14 protein-coding genes and 2 pseudogenes are annotated in these 15,437 nt (G+C 76.0%); 11 read left to right on the top strand and 5 right to left on the bottom strand.

Going from position 1 to position 15,437, the window contains the following annotated elements; all coding sequences use genetic code 11:
• Positions 1 to 11: 11 nt before the first annotated feature.
• Positions 12 to 977 (bottom strand): LysR family transcriptional regulator, encoded by a 966-nt coding sequence (locus GKE82_RS17930; RefSeq protein WP_154734233.1) that lies wholly within the window; start codon positions 975 to 977, stop codon positions 12 to 14.
• 71 nt (positions 978 to 1,048) lie between these two features.
• Here GKE82_RS17930 and GKE82_RS17925 point away from each other — a divergent pair, with 71 nt between their 5' ends.
• Positions 1,049 to 2,041: a DMT family transporter gene (locus GKE82_RS17925; protein ID WP_196189292.1), complete on the top strand. Its 993-nt coding sequence runs from the start codon at positions 1,049 to 1,051 to the stop codon at positions 2,039 to 2,041.
• Positions 2,042 to 2,066: 25 nt separating this feature from the next.
• Here the strand turns inward: GKE82_RS17925 and GKE82_RS17920 are convergent, their stop codons facing one another.
• A complete protein-coding gene (locus tag GKE82_RS17920; protein WP_309233688.1) occupies positions 2,067 to 2,564 on the bottom strand; it encodes a helix-turn-helix domain-containing protein in 498 nt (165 codons plus the stop codon).
• 96 nt (positions 2,565 to 2,660) lie between these two features.
• On the opposite strand from GKE82_RS17920, the gene GKE82_RS17915 reads away from it, so the two are divergent.
• From GKE82_RS17915 to GKE82_RS17890, 7 genes and pseudogenes are all read left to right on the top strand, one after another.
• Complete coding sequence (locus tag GKE82_RS17915) at positions 2,661 to 4,058, top strand: MFS transporter (protein WP_154734231.1); 1,398 nt, start codon at positions 2,661 to 2,663, stop codon at positions 4,056 to 4,058.
• Positions 4,055 to 4,555, top strand: a complete 501-nt coding sequence (locus GKE82_RS17910) for a PaaI family thioesterase (protein WP_154734230.1) — start codon at positions 4,055 to 4,057, stop codon at positions 4,553 to 4,555. Before GKE82_RS17915 ends, GKE82_RS17910 begins: the two co-directional genes overlap by 4 nt.
• 10 nt (positions 4,556 to 4,565) lie before the next feature.
• Complete coding sequence (locus GKE82_RS17905) at positions 4,566 to 5,546, top strand: ATP-dependent DNA ligase (protein WP_107568425.1); 981 nt, start codon at positions 4,566 to 4,568, stop codon at positions 5,544 to 5,546.
• A gap of 172 nt (positions 5,547 to 5,718) precedes the next feature.
• Positions 5,719 to 6,564, top strand: coding sequence for a glycerate kinase (locus GKE82_RS17900; protein WP_154734229.1), 846 nt, complete (start codon positions 5,719 to 5,721; stop codon positions 6,562 to 6,564).
• Positions 6,565 to 6,651: 87 nt separating this feature from the next.
• Positions 6,652 to 6,918: pseudogene (locus tag GKE82_RS30945) on the top strand (glycerol-3-phosphate dehydrogenase); the annotation flags it as partial.
• Between the two features lie 109 nt (positions 6,919 to 7,027).
• Positions 7,028 to 7,798, top strand: coding sequence for an NAD(P)H-dependent glycerol-3-phosphate dehydrogenase (locus tag GKE82_RS28925; RefSeq protein ID WP_309233686.1), 771 nt, complete (start codon positions 7,028 to 7,030; stop codon positions 7,796 to 7,798).
• A 32-nt stretch (positions 7,799 to 7,830) separates the two neighbouring features.
• Positions 7,831 to 8,016: a hypothetical protein gene (locus tag GKE82_RS17890; protein WP_107568422.1), complete on the top strand. Its 186-nt coding sequence runs from the start codon at positions 7,831 to 7,833 to the stop codon at positions 8,014 to 8,016.
• 8 nt (positions 8,017 to 8,024) lie between these two features.
• Here GKE82_RS17890 and GKE82_RS17885 read toward each other — a convergent pair whose 3' ends face one another.
• The gene (locus GKE82_RS17885; RefSeq protein WP_107568421.1) at positions 8,025 to 8,852 is read right to left on the bottom strand and encodes an HAD family hydrolase; all 828 of its coding nucleotides are present in this window, start codon (positions 8,850 to 8,852) and stop codon (positions 8,025 to 8,027) included.
• Positions 8,853 to 8,958: 106 nt separating this feature from the next.
• On the opposite strand from GKE82_RS17885, the gene GKE82_RS17880 reads away from it, so the two are divergent.
• The 3 genes and pseudogenes from GKE82_RS17880 (at position 8,959) to GKE82_RS30940 (ending at position 13,450) form a co-directional block, all read left to right on the top strand.
• On the top strand, positions 8,959 to 11,076 hold the full coding sequence (locus GKE82_RS17880; protein WP_154734228.1) for an ATP-binding protein: 2,118 nt from the start codon (positions 8,959 to 8,961) through the stop codon (positions 11,074 to 11,076).
• A 9-nt stretch (positions 11,077 to 11,085) separates the two neighbouring features.
• Positions 11,086 to 11,730, top strand: a pseudogene (locus tag GKE82_RS17875) (DEAD/DEAH box helicase); the annotation flags it as partial.
• 247 nt (positions 11,731 to 11,977) lie between these two features.
• Positions 11,978 to 13,450: a Zn-binding domain-containing protein gene (locus GKE82_RS30940; RefSeq protein ID WP_154734227.1), complete on the top strand. Its 1,473-nt coding sequence runs from the start codon at positions 11,978 to 11,980 to the stop codon at positions 13,448 to 13,450.
• Here the strand turns inward: GKE82_RS30940 and GKE82_RS17865 are convergent.
• Positions 13,420 to 13,950 carry a hypothetical protein gene (locus GKE82_RS17865; protein WP_154734226.1) on the bottom strand — a complete coding sequence of 177 codons (531 nt, stop codon included), beginning with the start codon at positions 13,948 to 13,950 and terminating at the stop codon, positions 13,420 to 13,422. The two genes, GKE82_RS30940 and GKE82_RS17865, sit on opposite strands and share 31 nt — an antisense overlap.
• 127 nt (positions 13,951 to 14,077) lie before the next feature.
• Positions 14,078 to 15,394, bottom strand: a complete 1,317-nt coding sequence (locus tag GKE82_RS17860) for a TetR/AcrR family transcriptional regulator (RefSeq protein ID WP_196189291.1) — start codon at positions 15,392 to 15,394, stop codon at positions 14,078 to 14,080.
• Positions 15,395 to 15,437 lie beyond the last annotated feature (43 nt).

Here is a 15,437-nt window from a genome sequence, read left to right as displayed (position 1 = left end):
CGCCCCGCCACTCACGCGAGGCGGGTGACGGGCCCGCGCGCCGGGCGGCGGGAGGGCGGGGAGACGCGGAGCGCGCGGGCGAGGTCGAGCAGATGCGCCTCCGCCAGCTCCAGGAACGCGCGCGAGGCCGGGGAGAGGTGCGCGCCGCGGCGGTGCACGAACGCGAAGGTGTCGACGAGCGGCTCGGCGAACGGGGTCCAGCCGAGGTTCGCGGGGACGCGGTCGCCGAGGCCGCGGAGCATCCCGCGCGCGACGATCGTCGCCCCGTGCCCGAGCGCGGCGAGATCGAGTGCCGCCTCGATGTCCTCGACGTCGATCTCCGGGTCGACGTCGACCCCCGCGCGCTGCGCGCGCTCGACGAGCTGACGGCGGGTCGGGTCCTCGGTGCCGAACGTCGACTCGGACAGGACCAGGGGCGTGGCGGCCACGGTCTCGATCGTCGGTGACGTGCGCACGTGCTCGGGGTGGGCGCTGACGTACACGACCTCGTCGTCGATGATCGGGCGGATCTCGAGGTCGCGGTCGTCCACGGGCAGGGCGACCATGCCCGCCTCCAGCTCGCCGGAGCGGATCATCGCGACGACCTCGGCGGAGTTCTGGCCGACGATGCGGACGCGGACACCGGGGTGGCGGGCGCGGAACGCGGCGACGATCTCGGCGCCCGGGTAGTACCGCGCGGTGCCCCAGGTGCCGAACGTGGCGACGCCACCGCGCAGCTCGCGGACGGCGGCGACGGCATCGACCGCGCCGTCGACCGCCTCGAGGACCGCGGTGGCGTGGTCGCGCAGCGTGAGCCCCGCCTCGGTCGGCACGATGCCGCGTCCGACGCGGCGGAAGAGCTCGACGCCGAGCTCGCGCTCGAGCTTGCGCAACTGCTCGCTGAGCGTCGGCTGCGCGAGGTGCAGCGCGTCGGCCGCGGCGCTGAAGGAGCCGTGCTCGACGGTCGCGAGGAGGTAGCGCAGCTGCAGCAGTGTCATAGGACGATCCTATGGATCGGCAAGGTCATCAAGGCTGGCACGATCCACCTCGGGTGCCTAGATTGCGGTCCGTGCCCGCCCCTTCCCCCTCCTCCGACCTGCGTGGACTCGCGCTCGTCCTCGGCTCGGCCACCGCGTTCGGCGGCATGGCCGTGTTCGCGAAGGAGGCGTACGCCACGGGCCTGGGCGTCCTCTCGCTGCTCGAGGCGCGGTTCGTCTGCGCGGCCCTCGTGTTCTGGATCGTCGTCGCCGTCCGCCACCGGCGCGGCACCGCGCGCTTCGCCCCGTCGCGCGCGACCGTGCAGGCCGGCCTGCTCCTCGGTGCCGTCGGGTACGCCGCGCAGTCCGGCCTCTACTTCGGGGCGCTCACGCGGATCGACGCGTCGCTCGTGGCGCTGCTGCTCTATCTGCACCCCGTGATCGTCGTGCTCGGCGCGCTGACCACCGGCCGCGAGACGCCGGGCGCCCGCACCTGGGCGGCGCTGGGCGCCGCCTCGACCGGCGGCATCCTCGTGCTGCTCGGCGGCGGGGTCGGCGACCTCGACGGCCTCGGGGTCACGATGGCGGTCGGCGCCGCGCTCGCGTACGCGACGTACATCCTCTGCACCGATCGGGCCGCGACCGACGCGGAGCCGTTCGCGCTGTCGGCGTTCATCACCACCGGGGCGGCGTTCTCGTTCGGCGTCGCCTGGCTCGCGAGCGGGGAGCTCGACCCCGGGGCGATGGTCGGCGCGGCGGGGTGGATCGTCGCGATCGCGCTGGTGTCCACCGTCGGCGCGGTCACCCTGTTCCTCGCGGGCATGGCGCGGGTGGGACCGTCGCGGGCGTCGATCGTCTCGACCTTCGAGCCGGTCGTCACGGTCGGCCTGGCGATGACGATCTACGGCGAGGCGCTCACGGCCGTGCAGCTCGCGGGCGCCCTGCTCGTCCTGAGCGCGGTCGTGGTGCTGAACCTGCGCCCGCGCCGGGCGCCCGCCCAGCCGGCACGCACGGAGCCGGACGCTCCGGCCGACCCTCCGCACGAGGCCGCACCGGCGCCCGTGCCGGTCGGCGCGACGGCCTGACGCCGCGGCGGCCGGGCGCTCGGGATCAGCCGCCGTCGGCCGCGCCCCGCGCGACCAGCAGCGGGTGGTCCGGCGGCGCGCCGGGACCGGGGAGCGAGCGCACGTCGCGCGGCCCGAGGGCGGCGCCGCAGGCCTCGCAGGTGAGGTGCCGGGAGACCGCGCCGCCGCAGTCGCGGTGACGCAGCAGCACCGGGGGCCCGGCGGGCGTCGGGGCGTGGCGGTCCCCCCACTGCATGAGCGAGACGATCACCGGCCAGAGGTCGACGCCCTTCTCGGTCAGCCGGTACTCGTGACGGACCGGGCGCTCCTGGTAGGGGACCTTCTCGAGCACGCCGTGCTCGACGAGCGTGCCGAGCCGGTCGGCGAGGACGTTGCGGGCGATGCCGAGGTTGCGCTGGATCTCGTCGAAGCGGCGCAGGCCGAGGAAGACGTTGCGCAGGACGAGCATCGTCCACCGCTCCCCGACGACCTCGAGGGTGCGGGCGATCGAGCAGGTCTGTCCGTCGTAGTCGCTGCGCAGCACGCTGCGACGATCGTAGCCGGGTCGGGTTGCGTGAAGCAACCCACTGCCGCTAGGGTGCGTTTCTTCAAGCAACCGACTCGTCGTCCGGGGGATCCCATGGAACGTCGCTGGCAGGTCCTGATCGTGGTGTGCGTCGGCGTCTTCGTCGCCAGCCTCGACCTCTTCATCGTCAACATCGCCTTCCCCGACATCGCCGCGGACTTCTCCGGCGCCGGCCTCGGGGACCTCAGCTGGGTTCTCAACGCGTACACGATCGTGTTCGCCGCCCTGCTCGTCCCGGCCGGGCGCATCGCCGACGCGGTCGGGCGCAAGCGCGCCTTCCTCGCCGGGCTCGCGGTGTTCACCCTCGCCAGCGCCGCCTGCGCGCTCGCCGACTCCGTCGAGGCGCTCGTCGCCGCCCGCGTGGTGCAGGCCGCCGGGGCCGCGTTCCTGCTGCCGACCTCGCTCGGGCTGCTGCTGCCCGAGTTCACCGCCGAGCAGCGGCCCGTCGCCATCGGGATCTGGGCCGCGTCCGGCGGCGTCGCCGCCGCCGCCGGCCCGCCCGTCGGCGGCCTCCTCGTCGAGCTCTCCTGGCACTGGGTGTTCCTCGTCAACCTCCCGATCGGGCTCGCCGCGATCGTCGCCGGGTCGCGCATCCTGCACGAGCGCCGCGCCGCCGACGCCCGCGGCGCGCGGATCGACGTCCTCGGCGCCGTCGCGGTCACCCTCGGGATCGCCGCCCTGATCGCCGCGATCGTCAACGGCGAGGACTGGGGCTTCGGGTCCGGCCGCGTGCTCGGCCTGCTGCTCGCCGCGGCGGTCCTCCTGGCGATCGTCGCGCGGCGCACCGTCACGCACGAGGCCCCCGTGCTCGAGCGCGAGATCGTCGGCGTGCGGAGCTTCCGCCTCGCCGTCCTCGGCGGCCTGCTGTTCTTCGTCGCGTTCTCCGCCATGCTGCTCGGCGGCGTCCTGTTCCTCACCGACGTCTGGCAGCGCGACGTCCTGACCGCCGGGCTGATGATCGCCCCCGGTCCCGCCACTGCCGCGCTGTGCAGCCTGCCCGGGGCGCGCCTGGGGCAGCGGTTCGGCCCCGCCCGGGTCGGGGCGCTCGGCGCGCTGCTCGTCGGCGCCGCCGCCGTCTGGTGGGCGTGGCGGCTGGGCGACGACGTCGCGTTCGCCACCGACTTCCTCCCCGGCATGGTGATCAGCGGCGTCGGCGTCGGCCTCGTCAACCCGGCGCTCACCTCGGCGGCCGCCGCCTCGCTGCCGCCCGACCGGTTCGCCACCGGGGCCGCCGTCCTCACCATGGGGCGCCAGTTCGGCACCGCGCTCGGCGTCGCGCTGCTCGTCCCGATCCTCGGCACCGTCGACGGCGCCGGCGCCTTCGACGGCGCCTGGACCCTCATGGTCGCCGCGACCGCGGCCGCCGGCCTGTCGCTCCTGGCGATCGGCCCGCTCGGCGCTCCCGCGCCCGTCACCCCGTCCACCCCGCGCACCACGGAGGCGCTCGCATGACCACCGCCGGCACCCACACCTTCACCTGGGAGGACCCGAGCCCCGTCTGGCTCGCCGCCGCCCACCTCAGCGGCCTGGAGATCTGGCGGGCCGTCGCCCGCGGCGAGCTGCCGCGCCCGCCGATCGGCGCCTCGATGGACTTCGGCATCGACGCCGTCGAGGAGGGCCGCATCGTCTTCCGCGCCACCGCCGCACCGTGGATGCTCAACCCGCTCGGCAGCGTGCACGGCGGGGCGATCGCCACGCTCCTGGACTCCGCCGTCGGCTGCGCCGTCCACACCACGCTGCCGGTCGGCGTGGCGTACACGACGCTTGAGCTGAAGGTCAACTACGTGCGCGCCGTCCCCCACGACGCGGGCGACATGCTCGCCGAGGGCACCGTCGTGCACCGCGGGTCCCGCGTCGCGACCGCGGAGGGCCGGCTGACGCTCGCCGACAGCGGCAAGCTCGTCGCGCACGCGAGCACGACCTGTCTGGTCGTCGAGCCGCGGGGGTAGGTTCCCGCGGGTGAGCCTCCCGCTGCAGCCGCCCGTCCCCCCGCAGCTCGCCCGGCCCCGCAAGGGCCTGCCCGACGAGGAGGGCTGGGCCTACGAGCCCAAGTGGGACGGCTTCCGGATGCTCGTGTTCCTCGACGGCAGCGGCGACGCGTACCTGCAGTCGCGCGGCGGCAAGCCGATGGCGCGGTACTTCCCCGAGGTGACCTTTCCCGCGGGCGTTCGCGCGGTGCTCGACGGCGAGATCGTCATCGACTCCGACGAGGAGGGCGTGCAGACCTTCGACACGCTCTCCCAGCGCATCCACCCCGCCGCCTCGCGCGTGGCGATGCTCGCGGAGAAGACGCCGGCGCGGTACGTCGCGTTCGACCTGCTCGCCGACGGGGACGAGTCGTTGCTGGAGCTCGGGTTCGGGGAGCGACGCCGGCGGCTCGAGGCGTGGGCGGCCGAGCACGACCCGGCATCCGCCGGGCACCCGTTCAGCGTCACGCCGATCGAGTACGCCGCCGCGGACGCCGAGAAGTGGCTCTACCACGGCGAGGGTGCGATCGCGAAGGAGCTCGACGCGCCGTACGAGCCCGGCAAGCGCACGGGCTTCGTGAAGATCAAGCGCGTCCGCACGCTCGACGCCGTCGTCCTCGGCTGGCGCCCCGGCAAGGCGGCCGGGACGGTCGGCTCGATCATCCTCGGCGTCTACGACGAGCCCGGCGGGACGCTGCGCGTGATCGGGCACTCCTCCGGCTTCAGCGCCAAGGAGAAGCGCGAGCTCGTCGACCGGCTGCGCCCGTACGAGACCGGGGAGCGCGGCAGCGGCGACCCGTCCCGCTGGAAGCCCGACGAGGAGCTCGAGTGGGTCGCGCTGCGGCCCGAGCTCGTCGTCGAGATCAGCTACGACCACGCCTCCGACGGGCGCATCCGCCACGGCACGAAGGTGCAGCGCTGGCGCGACGACAAGCGTCCCGAGGAGTGCCTCGCGGACCAGCTCCAGGGGTGAGCGGTCCCGCGCGCGCGGACCCGTGGGGCCGGCCGGTCCTCGTCGCGCCCGACAGCTTCAAGGGGACCTTCACCGCCCCGCAGGTCGCCGCCGCGATCGGCCGCGGCCTCGAGCGCGCCGGCGTCTGGCCGCCCCCGACCTGTGCCCGCTGGCCGACGGCGGCGAGGGCACCATGGGCGTGCTGCTGGCCGCGCTCGGCGGCGAGACCGGCGGGGCCACGGTCACCGACCCGCTCGGCCGCTCCGTCCCCGCCGGGTTCGCGCTGATCGAGGACGGCGGGACCGCGATCGTCGAGGTCGCCGGCGCGTCGGGCTGGGCGCACGTCGCCGAGCACGAGCGCGGGCCCGCGACCGCCTGGGAGGCGTCGACCCGCGGCACCGGGGAGCTGATCGCCGCCGCCGTCGACGCCGGCGCGGCGGTCGTGCTCGTGTGCGCCGGGGGCAGCGCCACCACCGACGGCGGGGCCGGGGCGATCGCGGCGATCGAGGAGCGCGGCGGCCTGCGCGGCGCGGCGCTCGTCGTGCTGTGCGACGTGCGGATCCCGTTCGAGCGCGCCGCCGACGTGTTCGGCCCGCAGAAGGGCGCCGATGCGGCGACGGTCGCGCGGCTCGCCGCCCGCAGCGCGGCGTTCGGGCGCACCCTGCCGCGATCCCCGTTCGGGGTGCGCGGCGGCGGCGCCGCCGGCGGCCTGGCGGGCGGGCTGCACGGCGCGTACGGCGCGACGCTCGAGCCCGGGGCCGCGTTCGTGCTCGACGCGCTCGACGCGGACGCGCGCATGCGGGCCGCCCGCGCGGTCGTGGTCGGCGAGGGCCGCCTGGACCGCACGAGCCTCGAGGGCAAGATCGCGGGCGAGCTCGCGATCCGCGCGCGCCAGGCGGGCGTGCCCGCGCACGCGGTCGTCGGGCAGGCCGCGGTCGACCCGTTCGAGGTCCGGATCCTCGACCTCCAGGTGATCGCGGAGGCGACCACGCTGCCGGAGATCGAGGCGGCGGGCGAGCGGATCGCGCAGCACCTCTGAGCGGTCTTCCGGGCGGGCGCGCCGCGCCGCGCAACCGCGGGCCGCCCGCCGGGTACCCTCCCCGACCCCTCCGCCGTCCCGCGCACCGTGGCCGACCGTCCCCGCCCCCAGCTCCCCGCCCGCCTTCCCACCCCGCTCGGCCGCCGCGCCACGGTCGTCGGCGCGGGCTCGTTCGGCACCGCCGTGGCGGTGCTGCTCGCGCGCGGCGGGTTCCGCACCACGCTGCAGGCGCGCACCCCCGAGCAGGCCGAGCGGCTGCAGGCCGACCGGCAGAACGAGGCGTACCTGTCGGGGGTCGAGTTCCCGAAGGAGCTGCGGATCGGTCACGTCGGCGACGGGCTCGCGAAGGCCGAGCTCGTGTTCCTCGGCGTGCCCTCGCGGGGCCTCGAGGACGTCATCGCCACGCTCGAGGGGGACGGGCCTGTCGCCGCGCGCGTCGATCATCTCGCTCGCCAAGGGCCTCGTGCCGCCGGAGGGCATCGCGCCCACGATCCTGCTGACCCGCGCCTTCGGCGCCGACCGCGTCGCCTGCGTCGGGGGTCCGGCGCACGCACGCGAGATGGTCAGCGAGGGCGCCGGGCTCGTCGTCGCCTCCACCGACGAGGAGCTCGCGACGACGATCAGCAGCGTCTTCATCCGCGCCGGGGTCGTCTGCGAGTCCTCCAACGACCCGGTCGGCGTCGAGCTCGCGGGCGCCGCGAAGAACGCGGCCGCGCTCGCCGCCGGGGCGACCGAGCGCCAGGGCCTGAACGCCGCCGGTGCCGCGGCCGGCCACATCTTCGCCGAGGTCTGGCGGTTCGCCGAGGCGCAGGGCGCCCGGCCCGAGTCGATGATCGGGCTCGCCGGCACCGGGGACCTCGTCGCGACGGCGCTCGCGCCCCAGTCGCGCAACCGTCGCGCGGGCGAGCTGCTCGGCGAGGGCGTGCCGACCGCCGAGATCCCCGGGCGGATCGGGCAGGCGGTCGAGGCACTGGAGTCCGTGCCGCTGCTCGCCCGCGCGCTCGAGCGGTCCGGGGTCGACGCGCCGGTCACCCGGGGTCTCGCCGACCTCATCGCCGGGGAGCTGCCGCTCGACGGCTGGGTCGCGCTCGTGCGCACCACCGTGCCGCCGTCCCCCGCCCGCTGGCGCCCGCGTCCGCGCGGCGAGGGCGAGACCTTCCGGGCGCGGATGCGCACCCGCTGGGAGGACCGGCGCGCGCGCCGCGCCGCCCGCCGCGCCGGGGACCCCGAGTGACCGCGCACCGACGCGCGGGCTGAGGCGGACCGGTGCTCTCGTCGCTGCTCGTCGCGCTGCTGCTGCTGCTCGCGCCCGTGCTGCTGCTCGTGGGCGTGGCGATCGGCCGGGACGACCCGCTGGGCGGCGACCTCGCCGCCGCGGGGCTGCTCGCGCTCGCCGCCGTGCTCGTGCTGCTCGGCCTGAAGGTCCTGCGGCGCACCCTGCGCCGCCGCTGAGCGCGCCGTCAGCCGCCGCGCGTCGCCAGCGTCTCGACGACCGCCTCGTACACCCCGGCGGCGTGCGCCCCCTCGGCCACGCGCGCGTTGGGCTGCGCGGCGAGCGCCTCGCGGATCGACGGATCCTTCGCCAGGCCGTTGGCGACGAGCCAGAACGTCCCGACCGACCGCGCGCACTGCAGGTCCTCGCGCGAGTCCCCGACCGCGATGCAGCGCGCCGGGTCGTGGCCGCGCGCCCGCGCGTGGAACGCCACCGCCGCCGCCTTCGAGGCCCCCTTCGGGACCAGGTGGTAGGCGCGGACCTGCTCGAGTCCGGCGAGCGCCTCCGAGCGCCGGTGCACGCCGCCGTTGTCGAGCAGCCGCAGCCCGTCGTGGCCGTGCTCGGCCAGCAGCGCGGTCGCCTCCTGCGCGTCGACGAGCCCCCGGAACAGGTGCGAGACCTCGCGGCCGACGTGCCACGGGTCGTGGTACTCCAGGCGCCCCGGATAGGTGTCCAGCAGCAGTTGCGCAGCGCCCGCGTCCTCGATCTGGTCGTGGATCGAGCCGCGCGCCCCGGGCCGTGGCAGCAGCGGCGCGGTCATCCAGTGCTCCTCGCCGTCCAGGACGACGCACGCGCCCGCCTCGAACACGTAGGAGGTCTGCCCGAGCAGCCGCGCGTCCTCCATCGCCTGCGCCTTGCGGCGGCCCGTCATCACCACCAGTTCGGCGCCCGACCGCACGCAGGCCTCGACAACACGCCCCGCGAGGGGGGAGAATCCGCCTTCGGCGTCGCGGAACAGGGCCCCACCGGGCCCCAGGAGCGTTCCGTCGAGGTCGACGTAGACGGCATCGAGCATGGCGTGAAGCCTATGCACACGGGGATCGCATGCAGGGACCGGACGTCCACCAGAACTTTTTCGCTGGCCCGCGTAAGCACCGGGTGGAAGGCCCGTTGAAGGCGCGATGACCACCACCACGCTCGGCCAGCGACTGGCCCGCCGCGACGCCCAGCGCTTCGTCGGCCGCGAGACGGAGCTCTCCCGCCTCGCCGCTCTGCTGGACGACGCCGACGCGCCCGCGTCCGTCGTCCTCGTGCACGGTCCCTCCGGGATCGGCAAGTCGACCCTCCTGCGCGAGATCGGCCGCCGCGCCGCCGCGTCCGGCCGGCCGGTCCACCGCGTCGAGGGCCGCGACATCGCCCCGGTGCCCGGTGAGCTCGACGCCGCCCTGGACGGCGTCAGCGGCGCCGAGCGTCCGGTCGTGCTGCTCGACACCTACGAGCGGCTCGCCGCGACCGGCACGCACCTGCGCCGCCGCGTCCTGCCCGCGCTGCCCGAGGGCTCCCTCGTGGTCATCGCGGGTCGCCGCACGCCGGAGCCCGAGTGGTTCCAGGACGGCTGGGAGTCCGTCACGACCTCGCTGGAGCTCGGGCCCCTGGACGAGTCCGACGCCCTCGCGCTCGTGCAGCGCCACGGCATCACCGACGAGGCGGCCGCCGACACGCTCGTGCGCTGGTCGCTGGGGTCGCCGCTGGCGCTCGCCGTCGGCCTCGACGCCGCCGGCGGCACCGCGCGCGCCCCGCACCTCGTGGCCCCGACGCTCGACGGCCGCCCCGACCTCGCCCGCACGCTCGTGCAGCGGATCGCCGGTCCCGAGATCGGCGCCGGGGACCGCGAGGTGCTCGCCGTCGCCGCGATCGCCCGCGTCTGCACCCGCGAGCTGCTCGAGGAGGTCCTCCCCCACGTGGACGCGCGGCGCGCCGAGCGCTGGCTGCGCGAGCGGTCCTTCTCCGAGCGGGTCGGCGACGGCATCGCCCTGCACGACCTGCTGCGCCGCGCCGTGCGCGCCGAGCTGCGCGCCGGGGCACCCGAGCTCGAGTGCCGGCTGCGCGCGCGCATCACCGACCACATCCACGGGCTGACCCGCACCGACGGCCTGCGGCGCATCACCGACCTCGCCGAGCTGATGGACGCCGAGGCGCTGCGCTGGGGCTTCGGGGCGGAGGGCTCGGTCACCCACCGGCTCGACGGCCCGCGCGCGGGCGACACGACGACGATCGCCCACGCGCTCGCCGACCGCTTCGGGCCCGGCGTGTGGGACTCGCACGTGCGGCCGTTCATCGAGCGCGCACCCGAGCACGTCGTCATGGCCCGCGACGCCTCCGACCGCCTCGCCGGCTACTGCATCAGCGCAACGCCGCGCGCCGCCAACCCGGTCGTGCGCCGCGACCCGCTGCTCGGCCCCTGGCTGGAGCACGCCGCCGAGCAGGACCACAGCGACCAGACGCTCGTCTGGCGCGACTCGACCGACCTGACGAGCGGCCGCGAGGGCAACGTGCACTCGCCGGTCATCGCGCTGATGAACACCGCGGCGATGCTGCGCTGCGGCCTGCCGAACATCCGCCGCAGCTACCTGCCGATCGACCCGGAGAACCCGGTGGCCCGCGCGTTCGCGCAGGGCGCCGGGGCCGTGCACGTGCCGCACCTCGACGTGCGCCGCGGCGGCGGCCGGGTGATCCAGTGCCACGTGCTCGAGCACGGCGAGGGCGGCGTGCTGCAGCAGCTGCGCGACGTCATCCACGCCGAGATCGCGGCCCGCGCCGGGGAGCGCGCGGCGCGCGGCGAGGTCGCCGGGGACGAGGGCGACGACGGCCTGGTCTCCGCGCCCGCCCCCGCGCGACGGTTCGTGCGCACCGGCTCCGCGACCGTCCCCGGACCCGTGGCGCCCGCCGCGGACGCGGACGCCGGGCGGCCGGTCGTGACCGCGGACGACATCCGCCTCGCGCTGCGCCGCTACCACCGGCCGCTGGACCTCGCCGCCAGCCCGCTCGCGCCCGCGCTCGGGACGCCCGCCGAGCGCGCGGCCGCCGTCCGCGCCGAGCTCGACCGCGCGGTCCGCGAGGGCTTCGGGGACAGCGTCGACGAGCGCCTGCTCGCCCAGACGATCCGGCGCGGCTACTTCGACCCGGACGGCGGGCACGAGCGCGCCGCGCTCGACCTCAACGTCTCGCGCGCCACGTACTTCCGCAAGCTGCGGGAGGCCTGCGACCGCGTCGCCGACGCGGTGCTCGCGGCGCGCTAACTTCGACGGGTGACCCCGCCGTCCCGCTCGCCCGCTCCGCCCGCCGACCCGTGGGCGGAGCTCCTGCGGACCGGCGGCGAGGACGGGCGGCTCGTCCGCGAGGCCTACGAGGGGGCGCGCGCCCCGGTCCTCGAACCGGTCCCCGACGACCTGCACCCGGCGCTGCTGGCCGGGCTCGCGCGCGCGGGGATCGACGAGCTCTACCGCCATCAGGCGCACGCGCTGCAGGCGGCCGCCGACGGGCCGTTCGTGGTCACCACGGGCACGGCGTCGGGCAAGTCGCTGTGCTTCAACCTGCCGACGCTCGACGTGCTGTGCAGCGACGCGAAGGCCCGCGCGTTCTACCTCTACCCGACGAAGGCGCTCGCGCAGGACCAGGCGCGGGCGCTGCACGCGCTGCGGCTCACCAAGCAGCTGCGGCCCGCGATCTACGACGGCGACACGCGCGTCGAGGACCGGCGCGAGATCCGCCGCCGCGCGAACCTCGTGCTCACCAACCCGGACATGCTGCACATGGGGATCCTGCCCCACCACCGGCTGTGGGCGGACGTCTTCGCGAACCTCGCGGTCGTCGTGATCGACGAGGCGCACGTGTACCGGGGCGTGTTCGGCAGCCACGTCGCGAACGTGCTGCGGCGGCTGCGCCGGATCGCGCGCGCCTACGGCACCGAGCCGCGGTTCCTGCTGGCCAGCGCGACGATCGCCAACCCGGTCGAGCTCGCGCAGCGGCTCACCGGGCTGCCCGAGATCGAGCACGTGGACGAGGACGGCTCCCCCGGCGCGGCGCGGCGGATCGCGATGTGGAACCCGCCGGTCACCGACGAGGCGCTCCAGACGCGGCGCAGCGCGCGCGGGGGAGGCGGCCGACGTCGTCGTCTCGCTCGTGCAGGGCGGCGCGCGCGTGATCTGCTTCGTGAAGTCGCGCGGCGGCGTCGAGCTCGTCGCGAAGATGGTCAAGGACAAGCTCGACCCCGACCTCGCCGACAAGGTCATCCCCTACCGGGCCGGGTACACGCCGCAGCAGCGTCGCGAGCTCGAGGGCCGGCTGATGCGCGGCGAGACCCAGGCGGTCATCACCACCAACGCGCTCGAGCTCGGCATCGACATCGGCGAGCTCGACGCCGCCGTGTGCGTCGAGTTCCCCGGCACCGTCGCGTCGCTGCGGCAGATGTGGGGCCGGGCCGGGCGCCGCGGGCGCGGGCTCGCGGTCTACGTGGCGGGCGAGGACGGCCTGGACCAGTTCTTCTGCCGCCACCCGGACGAGTTCCTCGACCGGCCCGTGGAGGCCGCGATCCTCGACCACACCAGCGAGGAGATCCACCACGCCCACCTCGTCTGCGCCGCGCACGAGGGGCCGCTGGACCCGCGCACCGACGTCGAGGTGCTCGGCCCCGACCTCGTCGCGCACTGCGAGCAGCTCGTCGCGCAGGGCACGCTCGTGCAGCGGCGCGGCCAGTACGTGCTGCGCGCCCCCGAGGACTTCCCGGCCGGCCGCGTGTCGTTGCGGTCCTCCTCGACCGACCAGTTCGCGGTCGTCGACGTCCGCAGCGGCGAGATGCTCGGCACCGTCGAGGGCGGCCGCGCGTACAAGACGCTCCACGACGGCTCGATCTACCTGCACCAGGCGCGCTCCTACGAGGTCCGCGAGCTCGACCTGCGGGCCCGCCACGCGCTCGTCGAGCCGTTCCACGGGGACTGGTACACGCAGGCCAAGCAGGAGACGATGACCCACATCGAGAAGCTGCTGGACCGCCGCGACGTGCTCGGCGTGACCCTGAGCTTCGGGATCGTCAGCGTCACCGACCAGGTGCTCGCCTACCAGCGCAAGAAGCTCCAGAGCCACGAGGTCATCGACCTCCACACCCTCGACCTGCCGCCCACGACGTTCACCACGCAGGCGCTCTGGTACGAGCTCGGGCCCGAGGTGCTCGGCGTCGGCCCCGGGCAGCTGACCACCTCGCCCGAGGCGCTGCCGCTGGACCTCCTGCTCGGCTCGCTGCACGCCGCCGAGCACGCGCAGATCGCGGTCCTGCCGCTGCTGGCGATGTGCGACCGCTGGGACATCGGCGGCCTCTCGACCAACGCGCACCCGCAGACCGGGGGCCCGACGATCTTCATCTACGACGGCCACCCCGGCGGCATCGGGATCACCCGTCAGGGGTTCGCGCGGTTCGAGCAGCTGACCCGCGACGCGCAGCGCCTGATCGGCGAGTGCCCGTGCGAGCACGGCTGCCCGTCGTGCGTGCAGTCGCCGAAGTGCGGCAACCTCAACGACCACCTGCACAAGGCGGGCGCGCTGCACCTGCTGCGCGCGATGCTCGCGCAGGGGGCGCCCGCGGCGGCTCAGCCCGGCGGCGGGCCCGCCAGCTCGTAGAGCAGCTGCTCGTAGCGGCCGCCGAGGTCGACGCGCGCGACGTCCTCGTGGGCGATGACGGGCGTGTCGTCCATCCACTCCGCGTCGGCGTCGACCTCCAGCAGCTCGACGCGCCCGTCGGCGGTGCTCGTCGGCACGCCGATGAGCACCTCGCCCTGCCGGGTGTGCACGGTGACGACCGCGTGGCGCGCGGCGGCGCTCTCCAGCAGCTTGCCGGTGGCGTGGAGCTCGAGCCCCGGATCGCCGGGGACCTCGACGCCCTGGTGCTCGAGCGCGCGGGCCACGAACGTGCCCTCGGGCGCGTCGGCGGCGACGTCCACCAGGCGCAGCACGACGAGCCCGTTCAGGGCGACGACCGCGGGCTCGACGACCGCGAGCGCGAACCACTCGGGCCCGACCGCGACGACGTACCCGTCGAACGCCTCGTCGGTCGGGGCGTGCTCGACGGTGAGGAGCTCGCGGTCGGTCCGGGCGCGCTCGAGGCGCTCGGCGACGGTCACGCGCCCACCAGCTCGAGCAGGCCCCAGAGGACGAGGAAGACGGCGGCCATCGCGACGAGGCGGCGCAGCAGGAACTGCGGGAGGGGACGGTCCGGATCGGGGCGCACGCCCGGATCGTAGAGCAGCGTCAGTCGCCGACCGGCAGCCGGTCGAGCAGCGTCCAGACCTTCTCGAGGATCTCGTCGGCGGGGGTGCGCGGCTCCTCGAGCACCTCGCGGACGAGCTCCTCCCCGGCGCTGAGCAGCAGGCGGGTGAGGACCTCGACGTCGACGCCGGAGGCGCGCGCGCCGACGCCCTGCAGGCCCCAGCGCACGAGCGGCCGCAGGTCGCGCGCCAGCGCGGAGCGACGGCGGTGGATGACCGCCTGCACCGCCTTGGGCGCCTGCTCGGGACGCAGCAGCGCCAGCCGCCACAGCGGCGGGTCGTGCTCGGCGGCGGCGAGCAGCGAGGCGAGCGCCTCGCCGAGCAGCACCGCGGGGGTGCGGCCCGCCGGGTCGGTCGGCAGCAGTCCCTCGAGGGTCGTGCGCGTGCGGCGCTCGGCGACGCGCAGGAGCGCGAGGAGCAGCACGCCGACGTTCGCGAAGCTGCGGTAGACGACGACCTTGCTGACCCCGGCGCGGCGGGCGACCTCCTCCATCGTCAGCGCGCCGAAGCCCTCGGCGGCGACGAGGTCGAGCGCCACCCCGATGAGCTGGCGGCGGCGCTCGGCCTGCGGCATCCGCCGGGCGGGCGCGGGCGGCGGGTCGGCCGGGTCCGGCTCCGGGCGCCGTGCGGCGGACGGGCGCGGCGGGCCGAGGTCGGGCAGGGTCGGTCGCGGGGCGCCGGCGGGCGTGGCGTCGGCGGGCAGCAGCTGCAGCCCCTCGCGGGCGAGCGCGGCGAGGCGGGCGGGCGGGAAGCGGTCCGGCTGCTCGAGCATGAGCCGCGCGCCGTCCTCCCCGCAGGCCACGACGACGCGCGCGAGCAGCTCGGCGTCGAGGCCCAGCGGCCCGCCGCGACGGACGAGCCCCCAGTGCAGCAGCGCGGCGACGCGCTCGACGACGATCCGGCGGCTGCGGGTGACGCGCGCCTCGAGCTCGGGCGAGCGGCCCCGCGGCGGCATGACGACGAGCCGCCACGTGCGCGGGGCGGCGAGCACCGCCTCGCAGAACGTCTCGACGGCCTCGACGAGGAACGCCTCGGGGTCGACGTCGTCGCCCTGGTCCTCCCCGACGATCGCCAGCAGCGGCTGCAGCGCGGCGGCCTCCTCGCGGTCCAGCAGCGCGACCATCAGGCCGTCGAGGTCCCCGAACTGGTCGTAGATGACCGGGCGGGTGACGCCCGCGCGGCGGGCGACCGCCTCGACGGAGACCGCGGCGAAGCCCTCCTCGGTGATGAGGTCGAGCGTCGTGTCGAGCAGCTGCGCCCGGCGGACCTCGGGCGCGAGCCGTGGCGTTCGGGAGGCCACCGGACACCCAGTGTGACTGTCCGAGCAGTCAGGAGTATGTAAC

It is taken from the genome of Conexibacter sp. W3-3-2, from assembly GCF_009707605.1.
GTDB lineage: Bacteria > Actinomycetota > Thermoleophilia > Solirubrobacterales > Solirubrobacteraceae > Paraconexibacter > Paraconexibacter algicola.
The sequence above is the reverse complement of the archived record's forward strand: the minus strand, read 5'-3'. Positions and strand labels throughout refer to the sequence as shown.